The 20,656-nt window shown below is 56.5% G+C and carries 13 protein-coding genes; 9 read left to right on the top strand and 4 right to left on the bottom strand.

All coding sequences use genetic code 11. The features are described from left to right. Positions 1-3 precede the first annotated feature (3 nt). Both SH410x_RS08010 and SH410x_RS08015 read left to right on the top strand, forming a co-directional pair. Entirely contained in the window at positions 4-1,065 is a 1,062-nt protein-coding gene (locus SH410x_RS08010; RefSeq protein ID WP_473676000.1) for a flagellar motor switch protein FliM, read from the top strand. Between the two features lie 158 nt (positions 1,066-1,223). Continuing rightward, positions 1,224-2,534 carry a hypothetical protein gene (locus SH410x_RS08015; RefSeq protein WP_473676001.1) on the top strand — a complete coding sequence of 437 codons (1,311 nt, stop codon included), beginning with the start codon at positions 1,224-1,226 and terminating at the stop codon, positions 2,532-2,534. A 36-nt stretch (positions 2,535-2,570) separates the two neighbouring features. Here the strand turns inward: SH410x_RS08015 and SH410x_RS08020 are convergent, their stop codons facing one another. From SH410x_RS08020 to SH410x_RS08030, 3 genes are all read right to left on the bottom strand, one after another. Further along, entirely contained in the window at positions 2,571-3,845 is a 1,275-nt protein-coding gene (locus SH410x_RS08020) for a tetratricopeptide repeat protein (protein WP_473676002.1), read from the bottom strand. Beyond that, the gene (locus SH410x_RS08025; protein WP_473676003.1) at positions 3,845-5,215 is read right to left on the bottom strand and encodes an AAA family ATPase; all 1,371 of its coding nucleotides are present in this window, start codon (positions 5,213-5,215) and stop codon (positions 3,845-3,847) included. The genes SH410x_RS08020 and SH410x_RS08025 overlap by 1 nt, the downstream gene beginning before the upstream one ends. Before the next feature lie 206 nt (positions 5,216-5,421). Next, positions 5,422-7,494: an esterase/lipase family protein gene (locus SH410x_RS08030; protein ID WP_473676004.1), complete on the bottom strand. Its 2,073-nt coding sequence runs from the start codon at positions 7,492-7,494 to the stop codon at positions 5,422-5,424. Between the two features lie 410 nt (positions 7,495-7,904). Here SH410x_RS08030 and SH410x_RS08035 point away from each other — a divergent pair, with 410 nt between their 5' ends. Continuing rightward, a complete protein-coding gene (locus SH410x_RS08035) occupies positions 7,905-8,927 on the top strand; it encodes an SPFH domain-containing protein (protein WP_473676005.1) in 1,023 nt (340 codons plus the stop codon). Between the two features lie 73 nt (positions 8,928-9,000). Continuing rightward, positions 9,001-9,870: an SPFH domain-containing protein gene (locus SH410x_RS08040; RefSeq protein ID WP_473676006.1), complete on the top strand. Its 870-nt coding sequence runs from the start codon at positions 9,001-9,003 to the stop codon at positions 9,868-9,870. 365 nt (positions 9,871-10,235) lie between these two features. On the opposite strand, the gene SH410x_RS08045 is transcribed toward SH410x_RS08040, so the two are convergent. After that, positions 10,236-10,379, bottom strand: a complete 144-nt coding sequence (locus SH410x_RS08045; protein ID WP_473676007.1) for a hypothetical protein — start codon at positions 10,377-10,379, stop codon at positions 10,236-10,238. A 67-nt stretch (positions 10,380-10,446) separates the two neighbouring features. On the opposite strand from SH410x_RS08045, the gene SH410x_RS08050 reads away from it, so the two are divergent. The 5 genes from SH410x_RS08050 (at position 10,447) to SH410x_RS08070 (ending at position 20,424) form a co-directional block, all read left to right on the top strand. Continuing rightward, the gene (locus SH410x_RS08050; protein WP_473676008.1) at positions 10,447-11,880 is read left to right on the top strand and encodes a sulfatase family protein; all 1,434 of its coding nucleotides are present in this window, start codon (positions 10,447-10,449) and stop codon (positions 11,878-11,880) included. Between the two features lie 240 nt (positions 11,881-12,120). Further along, complete coding sequence (locus SH410x_RS08055) at positions 12,121-13,728, top strand: sulfatase family protein (RefSeq protein WP_473676009.1); 1,608 nt, start codon at positions 12,121-12,123, stop codon at positions 13,726-13,728. A 368-nt stretch (positions 13,729-14,096) separates the two neighbouring features. Next, entirely contained in the window at positions 14,097-16,238 is a 2,142-nt protein-coding gene (locus SH410x_RS08060) for a right-handed parallel beta-helix repeat-containing protein (protein WP_473677266.1), read from the top strand. Positions 16,239-16,751: 513 nt separating this feature from the next. Continuing rightward, positions 16,752-18,920 (top strand): alpha-L-fucosidase, encoded by a 2,169-nt coding sequence (locus SH410x_RS08065; RefSeq protein ID WP_473676010.1) that lies wholly within the window; start codon positions 16,752-16,754, stop codon positions 18,918-18,920. Positions 18,921-19,104: 184 nt separating this feature from the next. Then, positions 19,105-20,424: a sulfatase-like hydrolase/transferase gene (locus tag SH410x_RS08070; protein WP_473677267.1), complete on the top strand. Its 1,320-nt coding sequence runs from the start codon at positions 19,105-19,107 to the stop codon at positions 20,422-20,424. The last annotated feature ends 232 nt before the right edge of the window (positions 20,425-20,656 follow it).

The raw sequence follows: 20,656 nt of genomic DNA on the forward strand, positions 1-20,656 counted from the left end.
TTGATGTCCGCCGAATCGCTGAGCCCCAATCAAGTCGCAAATTTGCGTAGAGCAATGGAATCGGCCCATTGGGGTGAGGCTGGCAACGGGGAGGAAGGGCGATCTCCCAGTACGCCAGCGGCCGCGACGAACGCTCACGACGGAGTCGCTCAGTCGCCTGCAGGCACCGTCGCAAACGACCCCTCCGTCACGGCTTACGACTTTACACGCCCCGACCGGATGGGCACGGAGCAACTCCAAGCTCTCTGGTCGCTGCATGAATCCCTTGCCCGGGACTTTGCGAGCTCATGCTCCCGTCTGTTGCGGACCCCCCTCGAGGTCAAACTGCTCAAGATTGACCAGTTGGCCTACCGCGACTTTGTGTCGTCTCGAGAAAAACCGAGCTGCCTCGGTGTGATCACGCCCGCGCCCTTGGGCGGGAACTGGATGCTCGACATCGACCCTTCGCTGGCCTTCGCAATCATTGACCGTATGCTCGGCGGCGACCCCGTCCCCGGCGAGTCCATTCGTCGGCCCCTGACGGAAATTGAGAATCGATTGATGTCGCGGGTCGTCGGGGCGTTCGTGGAACAACTCATTCCCGCATGGGCAAATGTTGTCACGCTGACGCCAGAGCTGAAGTCCATCGAGAGCACGCCGTTTCGCGTGCCGGTGGGACTTCCGGATGAACCCGTGATGCAGGTCGGTTTCGCCGTCCAATGGGGCCGAAACTGCGGCCGAATGACGCTTTGCATCCCGATTCAATCCATTGAACGGTATCGTGACCAGCTCTTGCCGCATCGCCGCGGGGATCAGGGAAATCCGCAGGCTACGGATCAGACGCGGCGGCAAATCGCCGAGAATATCGATGCGGCCAACGTCAACGTCGTCGTCACACTTGCTCGGAGTCGGGTCAAGACCAGCGATCTGCTCGGTCTGTCGGTGGGAGATATCATCACGACTGAGCAGGAAATCGATCACCCGCTGGAAATGGCGATTCAAGGTGTTCCCAAGTTCCACGCCTCAGCGGGCGCCTTCAAAGGCAAAAAGGCGGCTCAAATTCAATCGGTCATGGAACCTCAGTGAGAATGAATAGACGGGGCCGGTGAGTCTTTTTTCTCCCGATTCGACTTGCGGGATTTTATGAAAAATTCCTATAGCTGCCAGCACTACTTGCCGACAGCCTCGCAAAAGTCTGTTGGCTGCAATTCGACGCCGCTCCTCTTGCTCCACAAAAATCCATCATGCGACGCAAACCAACCGCTTTGGCCGCCAGCGCACGAATCCTCATTGGATCGTTCCCATTGGCAGCAGCGTTGACGTTTCCACTTGTGATCGGCTGTTTGAGTAGTTCGAATGGATTCGCTCAGGGACCGCCCCTGCCGTCGAGTTCCGTCGCTCGGCCACCATCCACACTGCCGCAGGGATCCTCGCCGCAGGGCGGATTTGTGCCCCGCGCCGATACGCCCCCGAGCATGCAAGCGACTCCTCCGCCGAACCCGCCGTCCAATGGAGCCTCGGGGGGATCGACCGGCCGACTCAGCACAGGTGGCGAGCTCCCGCGGGGGGCTGGCCAAGAGTTGCGAGTCTATGACCTACGCCCTTACACGGGCTATCTGACGACAGAGGACCGGCCGCATCAAGCTGTCGTGGACTGGATCGTGCGCGAGACCGGCACGGATGTCTGGCACACCGAGCCGTTCGGATTTATGACCGCCGATCGCGACGAACTAACGGTTTACCACACCAATGAAATGCACCAAGTGATCGCCGGAATCGTCGATCGATTCGTCGCAGGTGACAAAGACCCGCAAGTAATGAACCTCAAAGTCATGACGGTGGGTAGTCCGAACTGGCGGAGTCGGGCGCACATGTTGATGCAGCACGTCAGCGTCCAAACGCCGGGCATTCAAGCGTGGTTACTGACCAAGGAGAACGCTGCACTCGTGATGAATTTATTGCGGCAACGTACGGACGTGCGGCAAGTCCAAGCCCTCGATATGGTGATGCATAACGGTCAAACCAAAAAAATCGCCAGCATGCGTGGCCGGAACTACGTTCTCAACGTGAAACCTTCCCCTGCGGGATGGCCGCCGTATGAACCGGAGACGGGCGAAATTCAAGAGGGATACCAGCTCGAAATGAGCCCGCTGCTCAACATTGATGGACGCACACTCGATTGCGTGATCAATGCCAATATCGATCAAGTCGACAAGCTCGTGCCCGTCGAACTCGACCTGCCGCTGCCCAATCAGCAAGTCCACCGTACGAAGATCGAAGTGCCCCAATTGGTCAGTTGGCGATTGCACGAGCGATTCCGCTGGCCATCGGATATGGTCCTGCTGCTCTCCTGCGGCGTCATCGCCAGCCCCGATCGTGAACAAGCCGCCATTCCGTTTCTCGACTTTGCGTCGATCACCGGGACAACAGCCGGGCGGGCCGACGCTCTGATGTTCATTGAGTTTCGCGGGAAGGCGTCCCACAACATAACGCAGGCGCCGACGGCCCCTCAGGTCAGCAGTCGCGTCTCAGCTCCCAACCGCGGACGCTATTGAAATCCGACGTCAGCTCGAGGAGATGGCAGGGGGCCGCTAAAACGACCGGGTTCGGGCGGCTAGCATTTGACTGCCGAGCTGGATGGCGAGACTGCCGTAAATAAAATAGAGAAACATGCCTGCAAACGGCAGGATAGCGACCACGACGGACGCGATCCCAATGCCTATCCGGCCTGCGGGTGTGGGCATGTTCATCGTCGCGACGACGAAGACCGCGAGCAAGAAGCAGTACATCACTCCCGCCATCGCATAGGTGAGATTGAACCAGATCAGACCCCCGACGAGGATCAGCAACGCCAGGCTCATCAGCAGTGCGATGAATGTTGATGTCAACCGTTCCTTGCCGTTGAGTAGGTGTCGACCGAAGGGATGCAGTCGCAGTGCGGTATTCATGAGCGGCGAGGCGATCCAGGTGGTCAGAGCAAAGATCACATAGACAATCACGATGACACTGGTGTACGGCGCTAGAAACGGAACCGTTTCGGCCAGGCGATCGATGTTTCGGATCAATAGATAGAATCCGATCATCAGCGCAAACGCCACGCGTTGATCGAGACGCCCCATCCACACGAAATAGCGGTGCAGTGTGCGGTAGAAAATATTGCTCGAATTGATCGCTTCAATCATCCCCCGGCGTGCGAACTCGTCCGTGGGATCGAGACGCAACGCTTCGCGAAAGGAGAGCTGTGCCTGTTTGTATTCGCCACGGTTGAGGTGCGCATATGCGACCGCAGCATGCGCGGTTGAGTCGTCGGGTTGGCGACTGAGTTGGGCCTTGGCCGCTTCGATCGCGTCGCCCCCACGTCCGAGCCGCTCCAACGCGAGACTGCGGATGTTCGTGCAGGAACCGTGCTCGGGATCAACTTTCAATCCTCGCTCAGCCGTCTCGAGTGCCTCGGCGTAGCGGCGGCTTTGCAATTGCGCTCCGGCGACGATCGCGTGCGAATCGGCATCGTAGGGATCCAAGGCAATCGCAGTTTGTCCAGCCTCAATCGCCGCTGGGCAATCGCCACGTTGCAGCCTTGAGAACGCCAACGCATAAAAACCCAACGCGTCGTTGGGATCGCTCGCGATCGCCAGTTCCGCATGCCGGGTCGCTTCGATCAGTTGCTCACGATGCTCCGGCGTTCGCGCCGCGTCGCCCACTCTCTCGTCTTGCGCCAATGCCAGTGATAGCAATGCGTGGGCATAGGTGTGCTCGGGATACTCCGCCAACACCTGCCGCAGTTCCGATTGGGCGGCGCTGTAACGTCGTTGCTCCAACAGCATCGAAGCACGTCGTAGGATGGTTTCACTCGGGTCATTTGACATCAGCGTTTTACCTTCAAGTAGTCCAGCACCTCGTCATAGACGCCGCCTTCGTTTGCATACAGAGCATGGTTTCGCGCCGTGGCAAACCATTCATTGACCGACGGGCGAATCGTTTTCGCCGCGGCGAGAAGATCCTTCGTCACGATGGGTTTGGGCATCCCCGTCGCAATCGCCTCGGTGAGTTTTTGCTCGACACAGACGTCGATGACCGACTTTAAATCCGCCCCTGAAAATCCCTCGGTCTTGGCCGCCACTTTCGCGTGGTCAACCGAGTCAGTGGGTTTGCCGCGTAGTTGAATGGCCAGCACTGCCTCACGGCCCTTGGAATCCGGTGGGGGGACAAAAATCACACGATCAAATCTTCCCGGCCGCCGAAATGCACTGTCGAGGTGCCAAGGCGTGTTGGTTGCTGCCAGGATCAAGACACCATCGTTGTTGCTTTCGACGCCATCGAGTTCGCTGAGAAATTGATTGATCATTTGACGTCCCCCGCTGCGGCGCATGTCACTGCGGCTCGCACCGAGTGCATCGACTTCATCGAAGAACAACACGCAGGGTTTGCTGCGGCGTGCCTTGTCAAAGATCGCATGCAGGTTTTTTTCGCTGCTGCCCACCCACATGTCCAGGACGTCGCTGATCCCAACCGAGAGGAAGCCGGCACCGACTTCACCGGCGGTCGCGCGGGCGAGGTGTGTCTTGCCACAACCGGGAGGCCCATACAGCAGGATCCCACCACCGACCTTCTTTCCATAGGCGGCGTACATCTCAGCATGCTGCAGCGGATAGATAATCTTCAGCCGGATCTGTTCCTTGACCGCATCCATGCCGCCGACCGATTCAAAACCGTCGGACAGGTTTGCCTCGAGGTCGGGAAGCTCGCTCTCGTCATCGCCACCGTCGGAATCCGGCAGTGGCAGGCCGACCGCATCGGGGATTTTGCCCTCGTCGGATTCGTTGAAGTTACGCAGTCCCAGCAGACTCTCGAGTTCGGCGTCGCGCGCCGACTCGTCATTGGAAACGGCGTCTTGGTACGTCGCGACCGCACCGCGAATGTCACCGCGGCGTTGCTGCAATCGGCATTGTAGCAACAGCACCGAAGCATCGTCGCGGTCCGCCTTCAGCAACGTTTCCACAATCGCTGACGCATGCGAGTCCTTTCCGCGGCGAAAGAAGATCTGCGCCATCAGAAGCGTGAAGTTGTGACGATCGGGAAACCGAGCGGATGCGGCCTTGGCCTGCTCCTCGGCTTCCTCATCGCGACCAACCCGCATCAACAGTTCGCAGAGTTGACGCACTAATTCAATATTCCCCGGCGCAGCGGCGGTTGCTGCACGCAGGGCATCGATCGCAATTTGATTCGGGTCCATCATCGCTAAACATGATTGAGATTAAAAAGGAATGTTGATCAGCAACTCATCCGGAGCCTGGGACGCCCCCCAATCTCATGGATTCCATACGGCCCGTCAATGTGGAGCCCGATGGGTACTCGGCCCGGTGGGCACGCGGCCCGGTAGGTACGCGGCCCGATGGGTACGCGGTTCAACAGCGTTTGGCTCGAATACTGGTATGCGGGTGCTTAGATCTCGAGCAAAGCCTGATTGAGGTCCAGCTCAATGTCTTCGATCTCGGCAGGAGAATTCGAGACGATTGGGGGGAGTGTCAATAAATGAACTCTCAGGATTTCCAGGAGCGTTTTCTGGGCCGCTGGTGATTGTAGGATCGTCGTGTGACTTGCGTCGACGAGAGTGGTCGATTCCGCGTTCGCGCGATACGCGCTTGTGACGGGGACGACACTGTCGGACCAACCCGATCGAGGCCACCAACAGGAATCGCCAATGATGGAATCGACGGTGATCGAAGGCGACGAGGGTGTCGCCGCGAGCTCCTGTAAAAGGCGACTGTTGGGCCTCATTAATTCCACACTCGACGGAAACGAGTCCGAGTATTCACCCGAGAAGACGCCTGGATTGTCGCGGACAATCGTCTCGTAGTCGTCTCGTTCCTGCCCCAAGACTCCCGCCAGCGTCGAACCCAGCCGACCGATGCATCGGGACGCCCACTGCGAACCGCGATGAGGTGTGGCAATGTAAACCACGCGACCAATGTCTGGGCTGGCGCGGAAGAAGAACGACTCGTGCAATTGTTGGAGGAGCTTGGGCGAACCTCGCAATTGTTCAAAGGGCACCTTCGCGATCGAACGCCATAATCGGTCGCCGCTATCGGTTACCTGCAGCTTGGATACTAAACCGCCCATGCTGTGACCGACGATTACCGCACGATGCGATGGTGAATCGTTTGCGCCGAGATGAATTCCTTCGGCGGTGCACGACGGACTGACGCAACCCTGTTGGCAGGCGAACGCAGCGGCAAGCTCTTGCCGCAACGCGGCAGCTGAATTCAGCATGTTATCACCGGTGGGATACCGGAATAACCAAATTTGATACCGCTGGCGGAGCTCTGGGTTGGCCCGTACCGCCTCGCCAATTTCCAAAAAGACCGCCGGATCCGATAACAGTCCATGCACTAAAATCAACGGGACTTTCTCGGCCGAGTAGGGTTCGAGGAAACGCAGGTGCGGGCGATCGATACCATTGTCGCCGCTGAGAAACGCCGTCAGCGGATTGTACTGACTCGATTGCCGCGCATAGTCCAGCGGCATCGATGTGCACTGCGCGATCGCGGGCCCGTTGTCGATGCCACCATTGCTCCCAGGCTCAACTACCAAGGGGTTCACCAGCGTCACGGAACCCACAGGGGGCAGGCTCGATGTGGGATCACCATTGAAATGCCCATCGAGGAAGAGAGTGACGGGAATATCCATCAACGCAGTCGCGGCAAACGGTGTTTGGGAATCAATGAAATAATCGCAGTCCGTTGGCGTCCGATCGCCTGTCTCATAGCCGTCACAAGCCCGCTGTTGCGAATCTCTGCTCGGTTTTATTGCCGATAGCACCACCAAGGGGACGCCTCGTCCGCAGACGTTGCCTGGCGCTTCGGCGGGTGGTTCGAATACGAGCAAGCGTTGGAAGTCGCTTCGCTTCCAAACGAATCCATGATGGATGATGGGAATGCGATACGTTTGATCGGACCCGTTGATCAGCAGGTGTGACGATGGATCGAGCCGACCATAGGATTGACCCTGCGAAAGGATCCGGATCATGGCACTCTTGTGAATTTGGCCAGCCCGTTGGGTACCGCGTTGTTTGCGGGCCACAAATGAGAACCTCCCCGACTCGCATTGAGGCCCGTCACCCTGCCGCATCGCTTCGCTTGACCATGCAATTGCCCGAGCCCAATAATCGACCGCTCGTTCATCACACTTTGCATGGAGGCGTTCGGCGATGATGTACGCACTCTCCCCCAGCACCAGCGGCGACTGTGTGGCCGTCAGGGCAAGCTCGTCGTGGCGACCGAGCTCGCCGTCGCAGCGACACGTCGAATCGTGTTGTGTGGACGAAGACCACCAGTCGCTCCATAAACCCATCGCGGTTGGTGGCACGACGCTCGCCGTTTGCAACGGTTTCGGTCGCATGCAGCAGCAACCGCTGATGTTGACCAGCAACACCACTAAGCAAAGCGATTTTAGAAAACGACGCGAGTGCAAAATCGATCCAAGGTATGGAGAGAACGTGCTTTTTCGACCGTCCATGATCGATGATGGTCCCCTCGCACGGCACGCTCGGGCGGGATTGAGTCAATCCTCACGCTGGCTCGCCATGGGGTCGCATGAGTTATGTCATCGGCGATCGCGGTGGGTGAGATTGACCATTAACTAAGAAAATTGGGATGAAGGGGTTGCGCCGCTTACGCAGCTAATCTTGCCACCGAAAAAAGCGAAAGTAACGATCCGAAATCGCTCATCTCTCCGAGGCTCACGCAGCGGTTGCGTCGTGCTGCTTTCGTTGTGGAAACAAGCCGTTCGACGATTCCGCTGCACAATCGCGCCCGATCCATGCTGTATTCTCGCCTAGGAGCTGTGGCGCCACCGGACGACCGACTACAATTGGTGGTCAGTGGCCCCCACCCGCCCCACGTATTCCTTCTCAGCGAGCGCACAGCATGATCTTTTCTTGGTTTTTTCTTGGTTTGGCGGCGTACGCGGCGATGCGGATTTTGCCGGGGTGTTTGTACACCGTGGCGCCTAATCAACGCGCCGTGAAAACTCGTTTCGGGGCCGCTGAATTGCTGCCCATGATTGCCGAGTCGCCCGATATCGAATCCCCGCTCGATCCATCGCTCAGCGAAGACGAACGCCGTCGATATACCTATCCGCAGGTGCGTGTGATCGGGCCGGGCGGGCCCTACTTTAAACTGCCTTGGGAGACCGTCCACCGTGTTGACGTAGCAACCCAAGCGGTCGACCTGGCGTGGGATCCATCCAAACGTCAAGAGACGATTGAAGCGGTCACGAAGGACAATCTGACCACCGGCGTCAACGGTCAGATCCGCTACCGCGTCAGCGAGAACAATCTGTATCCGTTCTTGTTTGGTGTGACGAGCCCGCTCGAGCATGTGATGGGTTTTTTCGTTTCGGTCATGCGGGAACGGATCGCAAACTTTGTCGATCCCAAGGGTGCGAACCTGCTCAGCACGCAAGTTGAGGACGAGCTGCCTGAGGGCGCCTCGCGTAGCAGTTCGGTCGACCTTTCCGATGGTGTCTCGATCAACGATCTGCGTAAGAATCTGCCGCTACTGAACCAATACATGGAAGAACAGTGTCGATCGACGACGGGCCGCTACGGCATCGAACTCGACGCAGCCTTGATCACAGAGATTGACCCACCTCAGGAAGTCGATCGCGCCCTCTCGGCGATCAATAGCACTCGAAACCAGGTCGCCGCAGACATCAGTACAGCCCGCGCCGACGCCGAGCAACAGATCACGATGAGCGCCCGGGCGGTTGAAATTGCGACTAACAATGCTCACGCGGAAGTCGCGCCGTTGCAAGAACTTGCCGGCACACTTGCGTCGATCAAGAAAGAGGGTGGGTCGGAGTGTCTCCAGGCTTATCTGCGGAACTCACGTGTGCCACTGCACGGTCTCGCCTCACGAGTCGTCTTGAGCAAACCGCAACGCTCGTAAACCCGCAGCGTTCGCAGACGTTGAAACTGCACTCATTCCGACTTGCTCCCTTGCCTTCCACTTAGATTTCATCATGCACATTGTCCTATTCATCGTCGGATTCGCGACCGTCCCTCTGTTACTCACCCTCGCCCGCGCATTCGGTATCTACACCTGCGTCCAGGAGTGCGAGGCGCAGGTCTTCACCCTGTTCGGTAAAGTCATCGGGACACTCAACCGTCCGGGGTTGCACTTTCCCATTTCAATCTTCGGACCGCGGGCGATGTTAATTCCGTTCTTTGGAAAACGCTACGTCGTCAGCACCGCCCTGCGACAACACTATCTGCGGAGTCAAATGGTCAACTCGGAAGAGGGGACGCCGATGGGTGTCGGCATCTGGTACGAAATGCAAGTTGCCGATCCTGTCTCCTACCTGTTCATCAACGCCAATCCTGATGGGTCGCTGCAGGCGAATGTGACGAGTTCGACCATTTCAACTCTGAGCAATCTCGAAATGGAGACGATGCTCGAGAATCGGCACAGCCTCAGTCGGACGGTTCGGCAAGCCGTGTCGCCGCTATCGGAGAAATGGGGGTATCGCCTCGGGTCTGTCTACATCCGCAAGGTCGAATTCACGGACATGCAGATGGTCCATAATATTACCGAAAAGGTGGTCAAACGCTTGGTGCAGGTCACCAGCGCGATGAAGCAGGACGGCGAGAACCGCGTCGGCCTGATCAAGAGCGAGACGGCATTCAAAGTGAGCCAGAAAATGGCAGAGGCCGCCGCCGCACGACCTGAGATCGTGGGTCGGAAGCTCAACGAGATCGCCAAGAACGACCCCGAGGTGCTTGATACGGTCTTGGAAGTGATGGAGATCGACCAACTGATCCAATCCGGTGCCTCCGTCGATGTCATTCCGAATTCCGGCAACGTGTTACTGCAACTTGGTGATGGGAAGTAAGCGGCAACGAAAAAATACGCCGTGTTGCCAGTCCCGCCAGAACGTCGATTTCACCGACTGACGACTGACGACTGACGACTGACGACTGACGACTGACGACTGACGACTGGCGACTGGGGACTGGGGACTGGGGACTGGGGACTGGGGACTGGGGACTGGGGACTGGGGACTGGGGACTGGGGACTTGGGACTGGGGACTGGGGACTGGGGACTGGGGACTGGGGACTGGGGACTGGGGACTTGGGACTTGGGGGCGGCGAACTCTGATTCGAAGCGTTGTGCTGTCTCCCGGTCGCGAGGTCGACGCACCGGCGACGGGGAGATTTTTTCCCAAGCGGCATCTCTGCCGAGCGTGATTTCGTTTCTCACGGCGAATCCAGGGTATGATCCAGTACCCACGCACAACGCCCGATGAGTTCGATGCCCTTCACCCATGCAATCTCAGGCGTCCGCCGGTCCTGGGCGAACGCATCCGTGTTGTCGCGTCTGCCGAGAACACCGTGACGCATTTTCGAGAGCTCATCCGATCGAAGATGGCGTCTTGATTCGATCAACCTACAACGAGGAATGCAGACAATGACTTCACCGATCAAAATCGTTCTTCTTGTGATAGGGCTCGTGCTGGCTCTGCCATGGACGACCCTTCTCGCTGGTGAAGAACGGCCCAACATTGTTCTGGTGATGGCGGATGATCTTGGCTATGGGGACACCGGTTATACCGGCCACCCTTTTGTCAAAACGCCTCATCTCGACCGCATGGCGGAATCCGGTGTCGTGTTCAATCGTTTTTATGCCGCCGCGCCTGTCTGTTCCCCGACTCGCGCGAGTGTCATGACCGGTCGTCATCCGTTTCGGGGCAACGTACCCAATCACGGCCACTACCTGCGTCCCCATGAGACGACCATCGCTGAGGCGTTGCAGTCCGCTGGGTACGTGACGGGGCATTTTGGTAAATGGCATATTGGTTCCATACAACCAAACAGCCCGACCTCGCCGGGCGGACAGGGATTCGATGAATGGCTCTCGGGACTGAATTTCTTTGACAACGATCCCTTCCTTAGCCGCAACGGCCACTACGAGCATCTCGAGGGTGCGGGTACCGTCATCAGTATGGATGCGACCATTGATTTTCTGAGCAGACATCGAGGCGGTGGCAAGCCCATGCTCGCCGTGACTTGGGTGCCGTCCCCTCATGACCCATTTGGTGAGGTGCCCCAAAACATCCCAGACGCAGAGAATCTCTATCAGGGGCACGAGCACGCCGGCTATTTTCGTGAGATAACGCTGCTCGATCAGCAGGTAGGGCGATTGCGAAAGAGCCTTCGCGAGCTGGGCATCGCGGACAACACGCTGTTCCTCTTTCACAGTGATAATGGCGGACTGGTTACCGAGTCATCCGGTGGGCGAATGAGAAAGGGCTCTGTCTACGAAGGTGGACTGCGAGTGCCCGCGATCCTCGAATGGCCGGCGCGGTATCCGCACGGAGAGCTCGATGCGCCGGTGAATTCTTCAGACATCTACCCCACCTTGTTGGAGATCGCGGGTGCCAAGGTTGAACATCAGCCAACGTTGGATGGAATCTCGATCCTTCCCTACCTGGATGGAGACGTCACAGAACATCCCCCGATGGGTTTTTGGCATGGCTACATGTCCGGTCAAGGCACGTGGAGCGATAGGGTCATCAAGAGCCTGATGGAGGCCCAGCAGGCAGGAGCTGACAACCCTCATCCTGGCAGGATTCTCAAAAACGTGAACGACTTTCCTGTACGCGATAAGACTGACCTCCATGGTCACGCAGCGTGGAACGAGTGGCCATGGAAACTCCATCGAATTCAGGAACAACCCGGTGGAGAGATCCAATGGGAACTCTACCAACTTCAGGATGATCCCATGGAGTCCGAGGACGTATCAAGTCAATATCCTGATCGGGTTGTGAGAATGCGCAACGACTTAGAGAAATGGCAGCGATCTGTCCTGGATAGTTGGTCCGGGAACGACTACGCGAGATAAGAAATCGGTTCGTCAACCCGCAGGGGAAGAGGAAAGAAAAGAGACCACCCATTTTTCGTGCGAGGGCTTCGCCCCGAAAGGTTGTGCTCTTCGAATGATCCCGTCACATCTGTTTTTCCATTGGGTGACTCTTCGGACCGAAGGTCCAACGGTTTGCCTAACCCAGCCCAACGGGCTCGTCTTTTCTCCAAGCAACAACAGCCTGTCCAACGTTAGCGAGAAGCTATCAAGGTGATACCCATGATCAAGTTCGATACGCCGGTGACTTTCAAGCCCTCTTCTCCAATGCAAAACGTTCAAACTCTCCTGTTGATCGCAGTTTCGTTTGTTTTACAGGCGATCCCCGGTTCACTGGCGTGTGCGAATGATGCCACGATTGCAACACCGAACATCGTCTTTTTGTTGGCAGACGATCAAAGTACGTACTCGGTTGGATGTTATGGGAACAAGGATGCCCAAACGCCGAATATGGACCAGCTCGCACGTGACGGCGTGGTGTTCGACAAACACTACAACACGACGGCGATCTGCATGGCAAGTCGTGCGAATGTGTTTACGGGAATGTACGAATATAAAACCGGATGCAATTTCTCACATGGCGACATGAAACCGCAGGTTTGGGAACAATCCTATCCGGTCCTTTTACGTAATGCCGGGTATCTAACTGCATTCGCCGGGAAATTCGGAATGCTGGTTGAAGGCAAAGGGCTTTGCGAAGACGACTTCGATTTCTGGGGTGGTAGTCCTGGTCAGACGGAATACGTGACGGCAAAGAACAAGTCGATGCAGAGGTATGCCGCCAAGTACCCTCATTCAACATTGTCATATGGAGCGTTCGGACAGGACGTGATCCGCGAGGCGGTCAAGCAAAAGAAGCCGTTCTGTCTGTCGATCAGTTTCAAAGCACCCCACAAGCCGGCGATCCCTGATCCGCGTTTCGACGACGTTTACGCAGGAAAGCGATTTACCAAGCCGGCAAACTTCGGCCGGGAGTTCGGTGAGCACCTGTCGCCCCAGAGTAAAGCAGGACGCCAGTATCCTCGGTTCAGCGATTGGAAGTACGACACGGATTACGACGGCGAAATGGCCAAGTATCATCAACAGGTGTACGGAATCGACGTCGCCATTGGAATGATTCGCGACGAACTGAAGGCGCAGGGCGTGGCGGAAAACACGGTCGTCATATACACCAGCGACAATGGCTATATCTGCGGCTCGCACGGCTACGGCTCGAAGGTTCTGCCGATGGAAGAATCGTCTCGTGCCCCGCTGATGATTTATGCCCCACGTAGTCTGCTAAACGGCAAACACGTTCGCTGCGATCGGTTGACAGGAAACATCGACTTCGCGCCGACAATCCTGGCACTGGCTGGCCTGCCGATCCCACCAAGCATGGATGGAAAGAGTCTGCTGGAATTATTGCAGGATCCAAACGAGGGTGGGCACGAACAGTTGGCTTTTATCAATACCTGGGGTGCCCTGCCAACGCAAAGCCTGAGTTGCCTGACCAGGCAGTACAAGTACACGTATTGGTGGTATGGCGACGACAGCATGGAGCCAGTCGAGGAGTTGTTTGACACTCAGGGCGATCCTCTGGAACTGACGAACCTCGCCGACGATCCTGATAGGGCTGCCGTGCTTGAATCCATGCGCATGCGATACGCACAGGAACTCGCAAAGTGGAAGACGCAAGCGGTCGATTACAACGACTACCAACGCTACGTACAGCTTTTCGATCGAGAGATTTCCGTCACTGAGAAAGACTTCTCGTTCGGATCTGCGTCTACGGCGAAGGCCTCCCAGCAGAGCAGAGCCTTGAATCAAGAGCGACGCAGGCAGGAAAAATAAGACCGATGAACAACTTTATTCTCGCGATCCACTACGTCGACTATGCTCTACTTCCCATCAGTATCAAAACGGCCGGCCGCGACGGGATAGTCAAGAATACCCATGACGGCCCTGGTTGGCTGCGAGGTAGCGAACGAGCGGGAAATGACTGTCTGAAATTGTGGCCGAACGCTCCGCGGTCGAGTATTCCGCGGTCGAACATTCCGGCGTCGAGCATTCCGCGGTCGAGCATTCCGCGGTCGAGCATTCCGACCGCGGAGCGTTCGGCCACTTATTTTTCGCCCATTCCTAAGTTCGGCGGGCTGGGTGCGTGCTACCATCAACGAAAAAAGCAAGCGGAAATGAAAATGAAATACCTAGCGATTGTGATGTTGGTCCTGATCAACGCAGCGGTATGCTCCGCTGCACAGACACAGGCTGACTTCTTTATTTCTCCCAGCGGATCAGACAGTTGGTCCGGTACGCTCGCTGAGCCCAATTCGGAGGGAAGTGATGGGCCGTTTGCGACGTTGGAGCATGCTCGGGATGCCGTTGGGGAACTCAAAAATGAGGGAATATCGGACGTCGTTGTTCTCATTCGAGAAGGAACCTACCAACTGAAGGAGACGATTGTTTTCGGTCTTGCGGATTCGTTGCAAGGCGGTGCGACGGTGACCTACGCCGCCTATCCGGGTGAAAAGCCAGTGTTCAGCTCAGGACAGGAAATCAAAGGTTGGGAAAAGGTACCCGGCGACCTTCCGGGCTTGCCAAAGGAGGCAAAGGGCGAGGTGTGGATGGCCGATGTCTCGGGCCGGTTCTTCACTCTCTATGATGCTGAGGGGATGCTGCCGCGAGCCCGCTCTGCAGGTTTTATCCCTCTAGCCGGCGGCAGTCGCAATCGACTGCATTTCCCGAAGGGCAGACTGAAGAATTGGCCCAACGTCGAAGACGTCGAGATCATCGTCCGTCCACATCATGCATGGATATCCAATGTGTTGCCCCTGGTTTCTGTCGACGAAGACAAGCAGCTCGCGAGCACATCAATCGATGCAACGTATGCCATGAACCCACTTCATTTTCTGCCGACCACGGAATCGTGTTGGATTGAAAATGTGCTCGAGGAACTCGACGAGCCCGGTGAATGGGTTCTCGATACCAAGCAAGGGAAAGTCTACCTGTGGCCGAGGAATGAGTCTCCGGTGATGGCTCCACAGCTGATCGAACTGATCCGAGTCGAAGGTGAAGTCGACAAGCAGGGCCCCCAAGACATTCCCGTACGCAATCTCTGTTTTCGGGGACTCACATTCATGCACGGTGACCGATACACCCTGACTCGAGAGGATGCTGGATTGCAGCACGATTGGGACATGCTTGACAAGCCAAATGCCTTGGTGCGATTGCGTGGAACAGAGAACTGCACTGTTGAGCAATGCCATTTTTCCCACAGTGGAAGCGGTGCGATCCGGGTGGATCTGCATGGGCGGAACAATAAGTTGTCGGGCAATCATATTGAGCATTTGGGAGGTGCCGGCATCCTGCTATGCGGCTACGGCCCAGGGACGAAGGATGTGAATGCAGGCAATCTCGTCGATAACAATCATATTCATCACATTGGGCGAATCTATCTGCATTCGCCCGGCATTATGATCTGGCAAAGCGGCCAGAATCATGTGGCGAATAACCTGCTCCACCACATGCCGTACTGCGGAATGATCGTCTCAGGGTTCATGACACACTTTTTTGAGAGAGGTGGTCGCGAGCTTGCTCGGACCATCCGGAAGCATGAAATCGGTGACCTACCCAGGAATCCAACGCCCGAGGATGTTCGTCCCTACCTCCATTCTCGCGGTAATCTCATCGAGTACAACGAGATACACAATGTGATGGAAAAAATGGGAGACGGAAATGGGATCTACATTCGTGGCGCAGGGGCGGGGAATGTGATTCGTCGCAATTACATTCATCATTTGGTGACTCCGATGCTCATGCAGGCGGCGATTCGAACCGACGGCGGGCAGCGAGATACACTGATTGCCGAGAACCTGATTTACAAGTGCATGGCTCAGGGCATCATTCTGAAATTGAACAACCGCGCCGAGAACAACATTATCGCTGATATTCTTGCACCGCCACGCGGATTTTACTTGTCACTAAGAGAGGGCCCATTGGCCGGTGCCGTGATCAAGCGAAACATCTTCTATTCCACGGGCAAAGACACCGTCTTCATCGATGAGTTGGCTCCCGGCAATGGCAGGAAATCGGAGGATCGTCGAGGGCGTTCTCTGGCGAGATCCCAGGATGCCGATACGGACTACAATATTTACTATAGCGCCACGGATCCTGAACTGGGCGCGGCGATGCTGGAAAAACAGCAAGCTGATGGAGTTGATAGCCACAGTCTGGCTGTCGACCCGCTTTTCGTTGATCCTTCCACTGGCGACTTCCGACTCAGGCCGAATTCGCCAGCATTGAAACTCGGTATCGTACCCTTCGATATTTCAAAGGTCGGATTGCAGGCCGCTAAAAAGTAACGAATAGGCGGTTTTCACGTGACTTGGAACCAGAGAAGGAAACACTGTTCGGGGCGCACATTAGCAACGCGGGATCAATACTGGCGTAGTGGATCTTGTTAAAGATCCATCCAGAACAGGATCTTTAACAAGATCCACTACGGTAAACCCGTTACTTATTGTTCCTGGTGTCCTTAGGCGATGCGACTTAGGAACGAGCGGAAGATAAGTGGTCGAACGCTCCGCGGTCGGAATGGTCGACCGCGGAGCGTTCGACCACAATTTCAGACAGTCATTTCCCGCTCGTTCCTTACCAAGTCACGGCATCAGCAGAAATAGAAAAGAGGTATACTTGATGGAAACGCCACGATCGCACTTCCGGCCGAGATGGATAGCTTTTGTTTGGCGGACAATGCTGGCAGTCTTCTCGATTCCGGCTGACAGCTCCTCTGGGGGATACCTGCGTATCGGTTCGTGGAGATCGATGCGGTCCATCTATCGCAGACCGATGTGGCAGAGTATCGATCCATACCAATGTTAGAACGCAGTTTTCATTTCATTTACCGAGAGATCATTGCAGCCATGTACCAGCGTTTAAGAAATCAAATACCCAAATTACTGATCCTTCTGGTGTTGGTATTCTTGCAGACGCAAGTCACGATGTCCGCGGAGCCTCGGTATGACGGCAGTTGGGAATCACTTCAGAAGATGCCGGTGCCGGCCTGGTTTGATGACGGCAAGATCGGCATCTTCATACACTGGGGGCCGTACAGTGCGATCGGCTACCGCAAGGGAGGCGGCTATGCGGAACACGTTCCCAAGCTGCTTTATGCGGATCCGGAACACTACTATCCCTACATGAAGCAGCGCTGGGGCGCGAGCCCGCCCGATTTCGGGTACAAGGATATTATTCCCGACTTCACGGCTGCAAATTGGAACCCAGACGAGTGGGCGGAGCTGTTCTCCGAAGTCGGAGCGAAGTATGTGGTGCTGACGGCGGAGCATCACGACGGATGGGCCAACTGGGATTCGGACCTGACGCCGTGGAACGCCGTGGACATGGGACCACATCGCGACCTGGTCGGCGATTTGGGCAAGGCGGTGCGCAAGCTGGGGCTGAAGTATGCACCGTCCTATCACCGTGAGCGTCACAGTTCGTTTTTCGCCAAAAAGCTGTATGTCGTTAACGCTGAGCCCCAAGCGGATATTGCAGAAGAGATCAGACGCGTTCCCGAAGCCGCGTCACTCTACGGTCCCTTTGGCTTTACGAAGGAATTTGTTGACGACTATGTTGCTCGATGGAAAGAGATTCAGGCAAAGTATCATCCCGACATGCTGTGGATGGATGATTTTCCGATCTACACTCGCGATGGCAATCAAGTCCGTCGTGGTAAGGCGAAGCCAGAGATTGCCTACCTCGACGATCAGGTGCGCGGCATGATCACCGACTTCATGAATGACGGGGCAGAACGTGGGCAACCGGTCTATGTGAACAACAAGGGAGGAAACCGGAACTGGCCCGACGGAGTGGGCTGCCTGGAGAAGGACAACCTGAAGCTCGAGGTGATCGGCCCCAAGTGGCAGAGCTGCACGACCTTCGGCTCCTCTTTCGGATACAAGGAGGGCGATCGATACAAGACCGTCGAGAGCGTCATTCATGAGATGCTCGAGGTGATTAGCCGCAACGGAAATTTCTTGATCAATATCGGCCCGAAAGAGGACGGCACTATTCCCGAGCCTCAGGTCGAGCGTCTGCATGCCATGGGCGACTGGCTCCGGATCAATGCGGACGCGATCTATGGTAGCCGCTACTGGAAGGTTTCCGAGCAACAGGATGAACACCTCGTCTTTACAACCAATGGCAAAAAACTCTACGCGATCAAACTTGCGAAACCCAGTGCTTCCTTCACGATCACGCCCACTGCCGGTTGGTCGGGGACAAGCGTCAAGTCGGTCAGGTTGCTCGGATCGAAAGCGGACGTGCATTGGGAACTCACGCCTCAAGGTTTGGCGATCACTCCGCCGACAGACTTGGGCAAAAGTCAGTATGCCTGGGCGTTCGAAATTGTTACCGATCAGATGCAACACGTTTCCAATGCGATTCAAAGCGACGCGTCCAAAGCCTTGCAGGGCACGAAAGAGGTCGACTTGGAAGGCTATGAGTTTTCGCCGATTCCCAATGTCCCAGACTCGTCAGTCGTTATCGAATCCGGCTCCAAAGCGGACGGCTTTGTGCAACTCAAGCCACAGCAGGGGGTTGGCGTGGTAACGGTGAACCAGGAAACCAGCAACGATCCTGCGGCGTCGTTGACCGATGGTAAGCTGGTTGAAGGAATTGGTCCCGTCTTTAAAAACGGCATTCACAATGGTGCTTATAAAATGGATTTAGGCACCGTGCAGGCTGTTTCGGCCATCACCAGTTGGTCACATCATTGGAAGGGCCGTCGCGGCGCTCAAAAGCTAACCTTGTACGGCAGCGCCGCCGCGACCGATCCGGGGTGGGACCTCAGTCGGTTTACCCCGCTGGGGACCATCGATACAACCGACGGGGCGGAAGCGAATTTCACGGCCGCGTCCCTGCGGGCACCTGACGGCAAGTCGCTCGGTCAGTTCCGATGGATCGTCTGGGCCGTTTCGCCTATTTCGAATGCTGGCAACGGCGAAAACACGGCATTTCAGGAACTCTCTGTTGAGATTCGATAGTATGTCGTGCCAGCTATTCTCAATACAGATTTCGAGTCAATTCAGGTGGATCAGCTAAACGCTTCGTGCTGTGGCAGTCGATCGTTTGCAGCGCGAAGGCGTTTTTGAAGTCGGTTCATCGTTACTCAATAGGGACCCATCAATGCGGATCACACTCACGCTGTTATTGCTGTTATTCAGTTCGATGGCTCGTTTGCAGGCTGTTGAACCGGACAAGCCCAATGTTGTTGTTGTCGTCGCGGACGATATGGGCTGGGGAGATTCGGCTCCTTACGGTCACGAACTGATTCAGACGCCCAATCTTGACAGGCTGGCGGCGCAGGGTGTGAAGTTTTCTCAGTGCTATTCGGCCTGCGGTGTCTGCTCGCCATCGCGATCAGCGATCCTGACAGGGCGGACCCCGTATCGCAACGGCGTCTATCGGCATCTGTCAGGGAATCACGAGGCTCACCTACGGGCTAGCGAGATTACCTATCCAGAGTTGCTCAAGGAGATCGGATACGAAACCTGTCATGTCGGAAAGTGGCATCTGCTCTCGAGACAGCAGTTCAATCGTCCCGAGTATCCCCAGCCGGGCGATCACGGCTTTGACTATTGGATGTACACTCAAAACAACGCCAGCCCCAGCCACGAGAACCCTGATAACTTCGTTCGCAACGGCGAGCCGGTCGGTCAGCTCGAAGGCTACTCGGCGCAGCTCGTTGCGGCCGAGGCAGCACACTGGCTGAAAGACATCCATGATCCCTCCAAGCCGTTTGCCATGTCGGTATGGATGCACGAACCTCATTCGCCGATCGCAACCGACTCGCGATTCGAATCGTTGTACAAGGGGCATGAGAACAGCAAGTACATGGGGAATATCACGCAATTGGACCATGCGTTGGGAATGGTCATGGATGCACTCGACGCGCAAGGAGTCAGCGAGAACACACTCCTGTTTTTTACATCGGACAACGGTCCCGTGCCCGCTTTCGGAGGATCTTCGGGCGGCTTGCGAGGCAATAAACGCAGCGACCATGAAGGCGGGATCCGGGTGCCCGGAGTTGCTCGCTGGCCGGGGCATATCAAGCCCGGGACGGTTAGCGACGTTCCCGTGATTGGCACGGATATTTTTGCCACGGTTCTGGACATCGCGGGCATCCCGCTGCCAAAGGATCGCACGATCGACGGCGTCAGCATGGTGCCTGCCTTCGCAGGTCAACCGGTCGAGCGCAAGATCCCGCTGTTCTGGCGAACCCACGTTTCGCCACCCGGTGACCGCGTGGCTCTGCGCATCGGCGACTGGAAACTGGTCGGCAATGAAACGTTAACAGAGTTCCAGCTGTACGAAATCCAAAAAGACTGGAAGGAAGAAAATGACTTGGCCGCTTCGATGCCAATGAAGACGGAACAGATGAAGAAGCGGCTTCTCGAAGTCTGGCGCGATATTGAAGCGGAAGGCCCTGACCAGTGGTGGAAGAGCGAGCGACAGAAACCAGTGCGCGGCGGGGCCGTGAATTATTGAAAGAAGGCACGGCAGAGCCCATTTCACTGCGTTGCATAAAACACTCTCCAGGTACCGGGATCGGTCCCACTGAGCCACGACTTGCGTACGCACCGCTATTGGTGTCACGGGGGTGGAGCACCGCGTTGTGTGCCCCAGGGCGTCGGGGGGGCGATGGTCGCCGTCATCGCAGTCGCTCCGTTGTGGCGGGCATGGATTCAGCCAGGAAAGACACGAAGCAGACTCACGCTCG

It is taken from the genome of Rhodopirellula sp. SH410 (assembly GCF_055811895.1).

Coding starts and splice junctions, on each gene's coding strand:
- SH410x_RS08030 (WP_473676004.1), bottom strand. CDS start 7,494: ATGGACGGTCGAAAAAGCACGTTCTCTCCATACCTTGGATCGATTTTG.
- SH410x_RS08060 (WP_473677266.1), top strand. CDS start 14,097: ATGTTGGTCCTGATCAACGCAGCGGTATGCTCCGCTGCACAGACACAG.
- SH410x_RS08020 (WP_473676002.1), bottom strand. CDS start 3,845: ATGTCAAATGACCCGAGTGAAACCATCCTACGACGTGCTTCGATGCTG.
- SH410x_RS08070 (WP_473677267.1), top strand. CDS start 19,105: ATGGCTCGTTTGCAGGCTGTTGAACCGGACAAGCCCAATGTTGTTGTT.
- SH410x_RS08040 (WP_473676006.1), top strand. CDS start 9,001: ATGCACATTGTCCTATTCATCGTCGGATTCGCGACCGTCCCTCTGTTA.
- SH410x_RS08050 (WP_473676008.1), top strand. CDS start 10,447: ATGACTTCACCGATCAAAATCGTTCTTCTTGTGATAGGGCTCGTGCTG.
- SH410x_RS08035 (WP_473676005.1), top strand. CDS start 7,905: ATGATCTTTTCTTGGTTTTTTCTTGGTTTGGCGGCGTACGCGGCGATG.
- SH410x_RS08045 (WP_473676007.1), bottom strand. CDS start 10,379: ATGCGTCACGGTGTTCTCGGCAGACGCGACAACACGGATGCGTTCGCC.
- SH410x_RS08010 (WP_473676000.1), top strand. CDS start 4: ATGTCCGCCGAATCGCTGAGCCCCAATCAAGTCGCAAATTTGCGTAGA.
- SH410x_RS08055 (WP_473676009.1), top strand. CDS start 12,121: ATGATCAAGTTCGATACGCCGGTGACTTTCAAGCCCTCTTCTCCAATG.
- SH410x_RS08025 (WP_473676003.1), bottom strand. CDS start 5,215: ATGATGGACCCGAATCAAATTGCGATCGATGCCCTGCGTGCAGCAACC.
- SH410x_RS08015 (WP_473676001.1), top strand. CDS start 1,224: ATGCGACGCAAACCAACCGCTTTGGCCGCCAGCGCACGAATCCTCATT.
- SH410x_RS08065 (WP_473676010.1), top strand. CDS start 16,752: ATGTTAGAACGCAGTTTTCATTTCATTTACCGAGAGATCATTGCAGCC.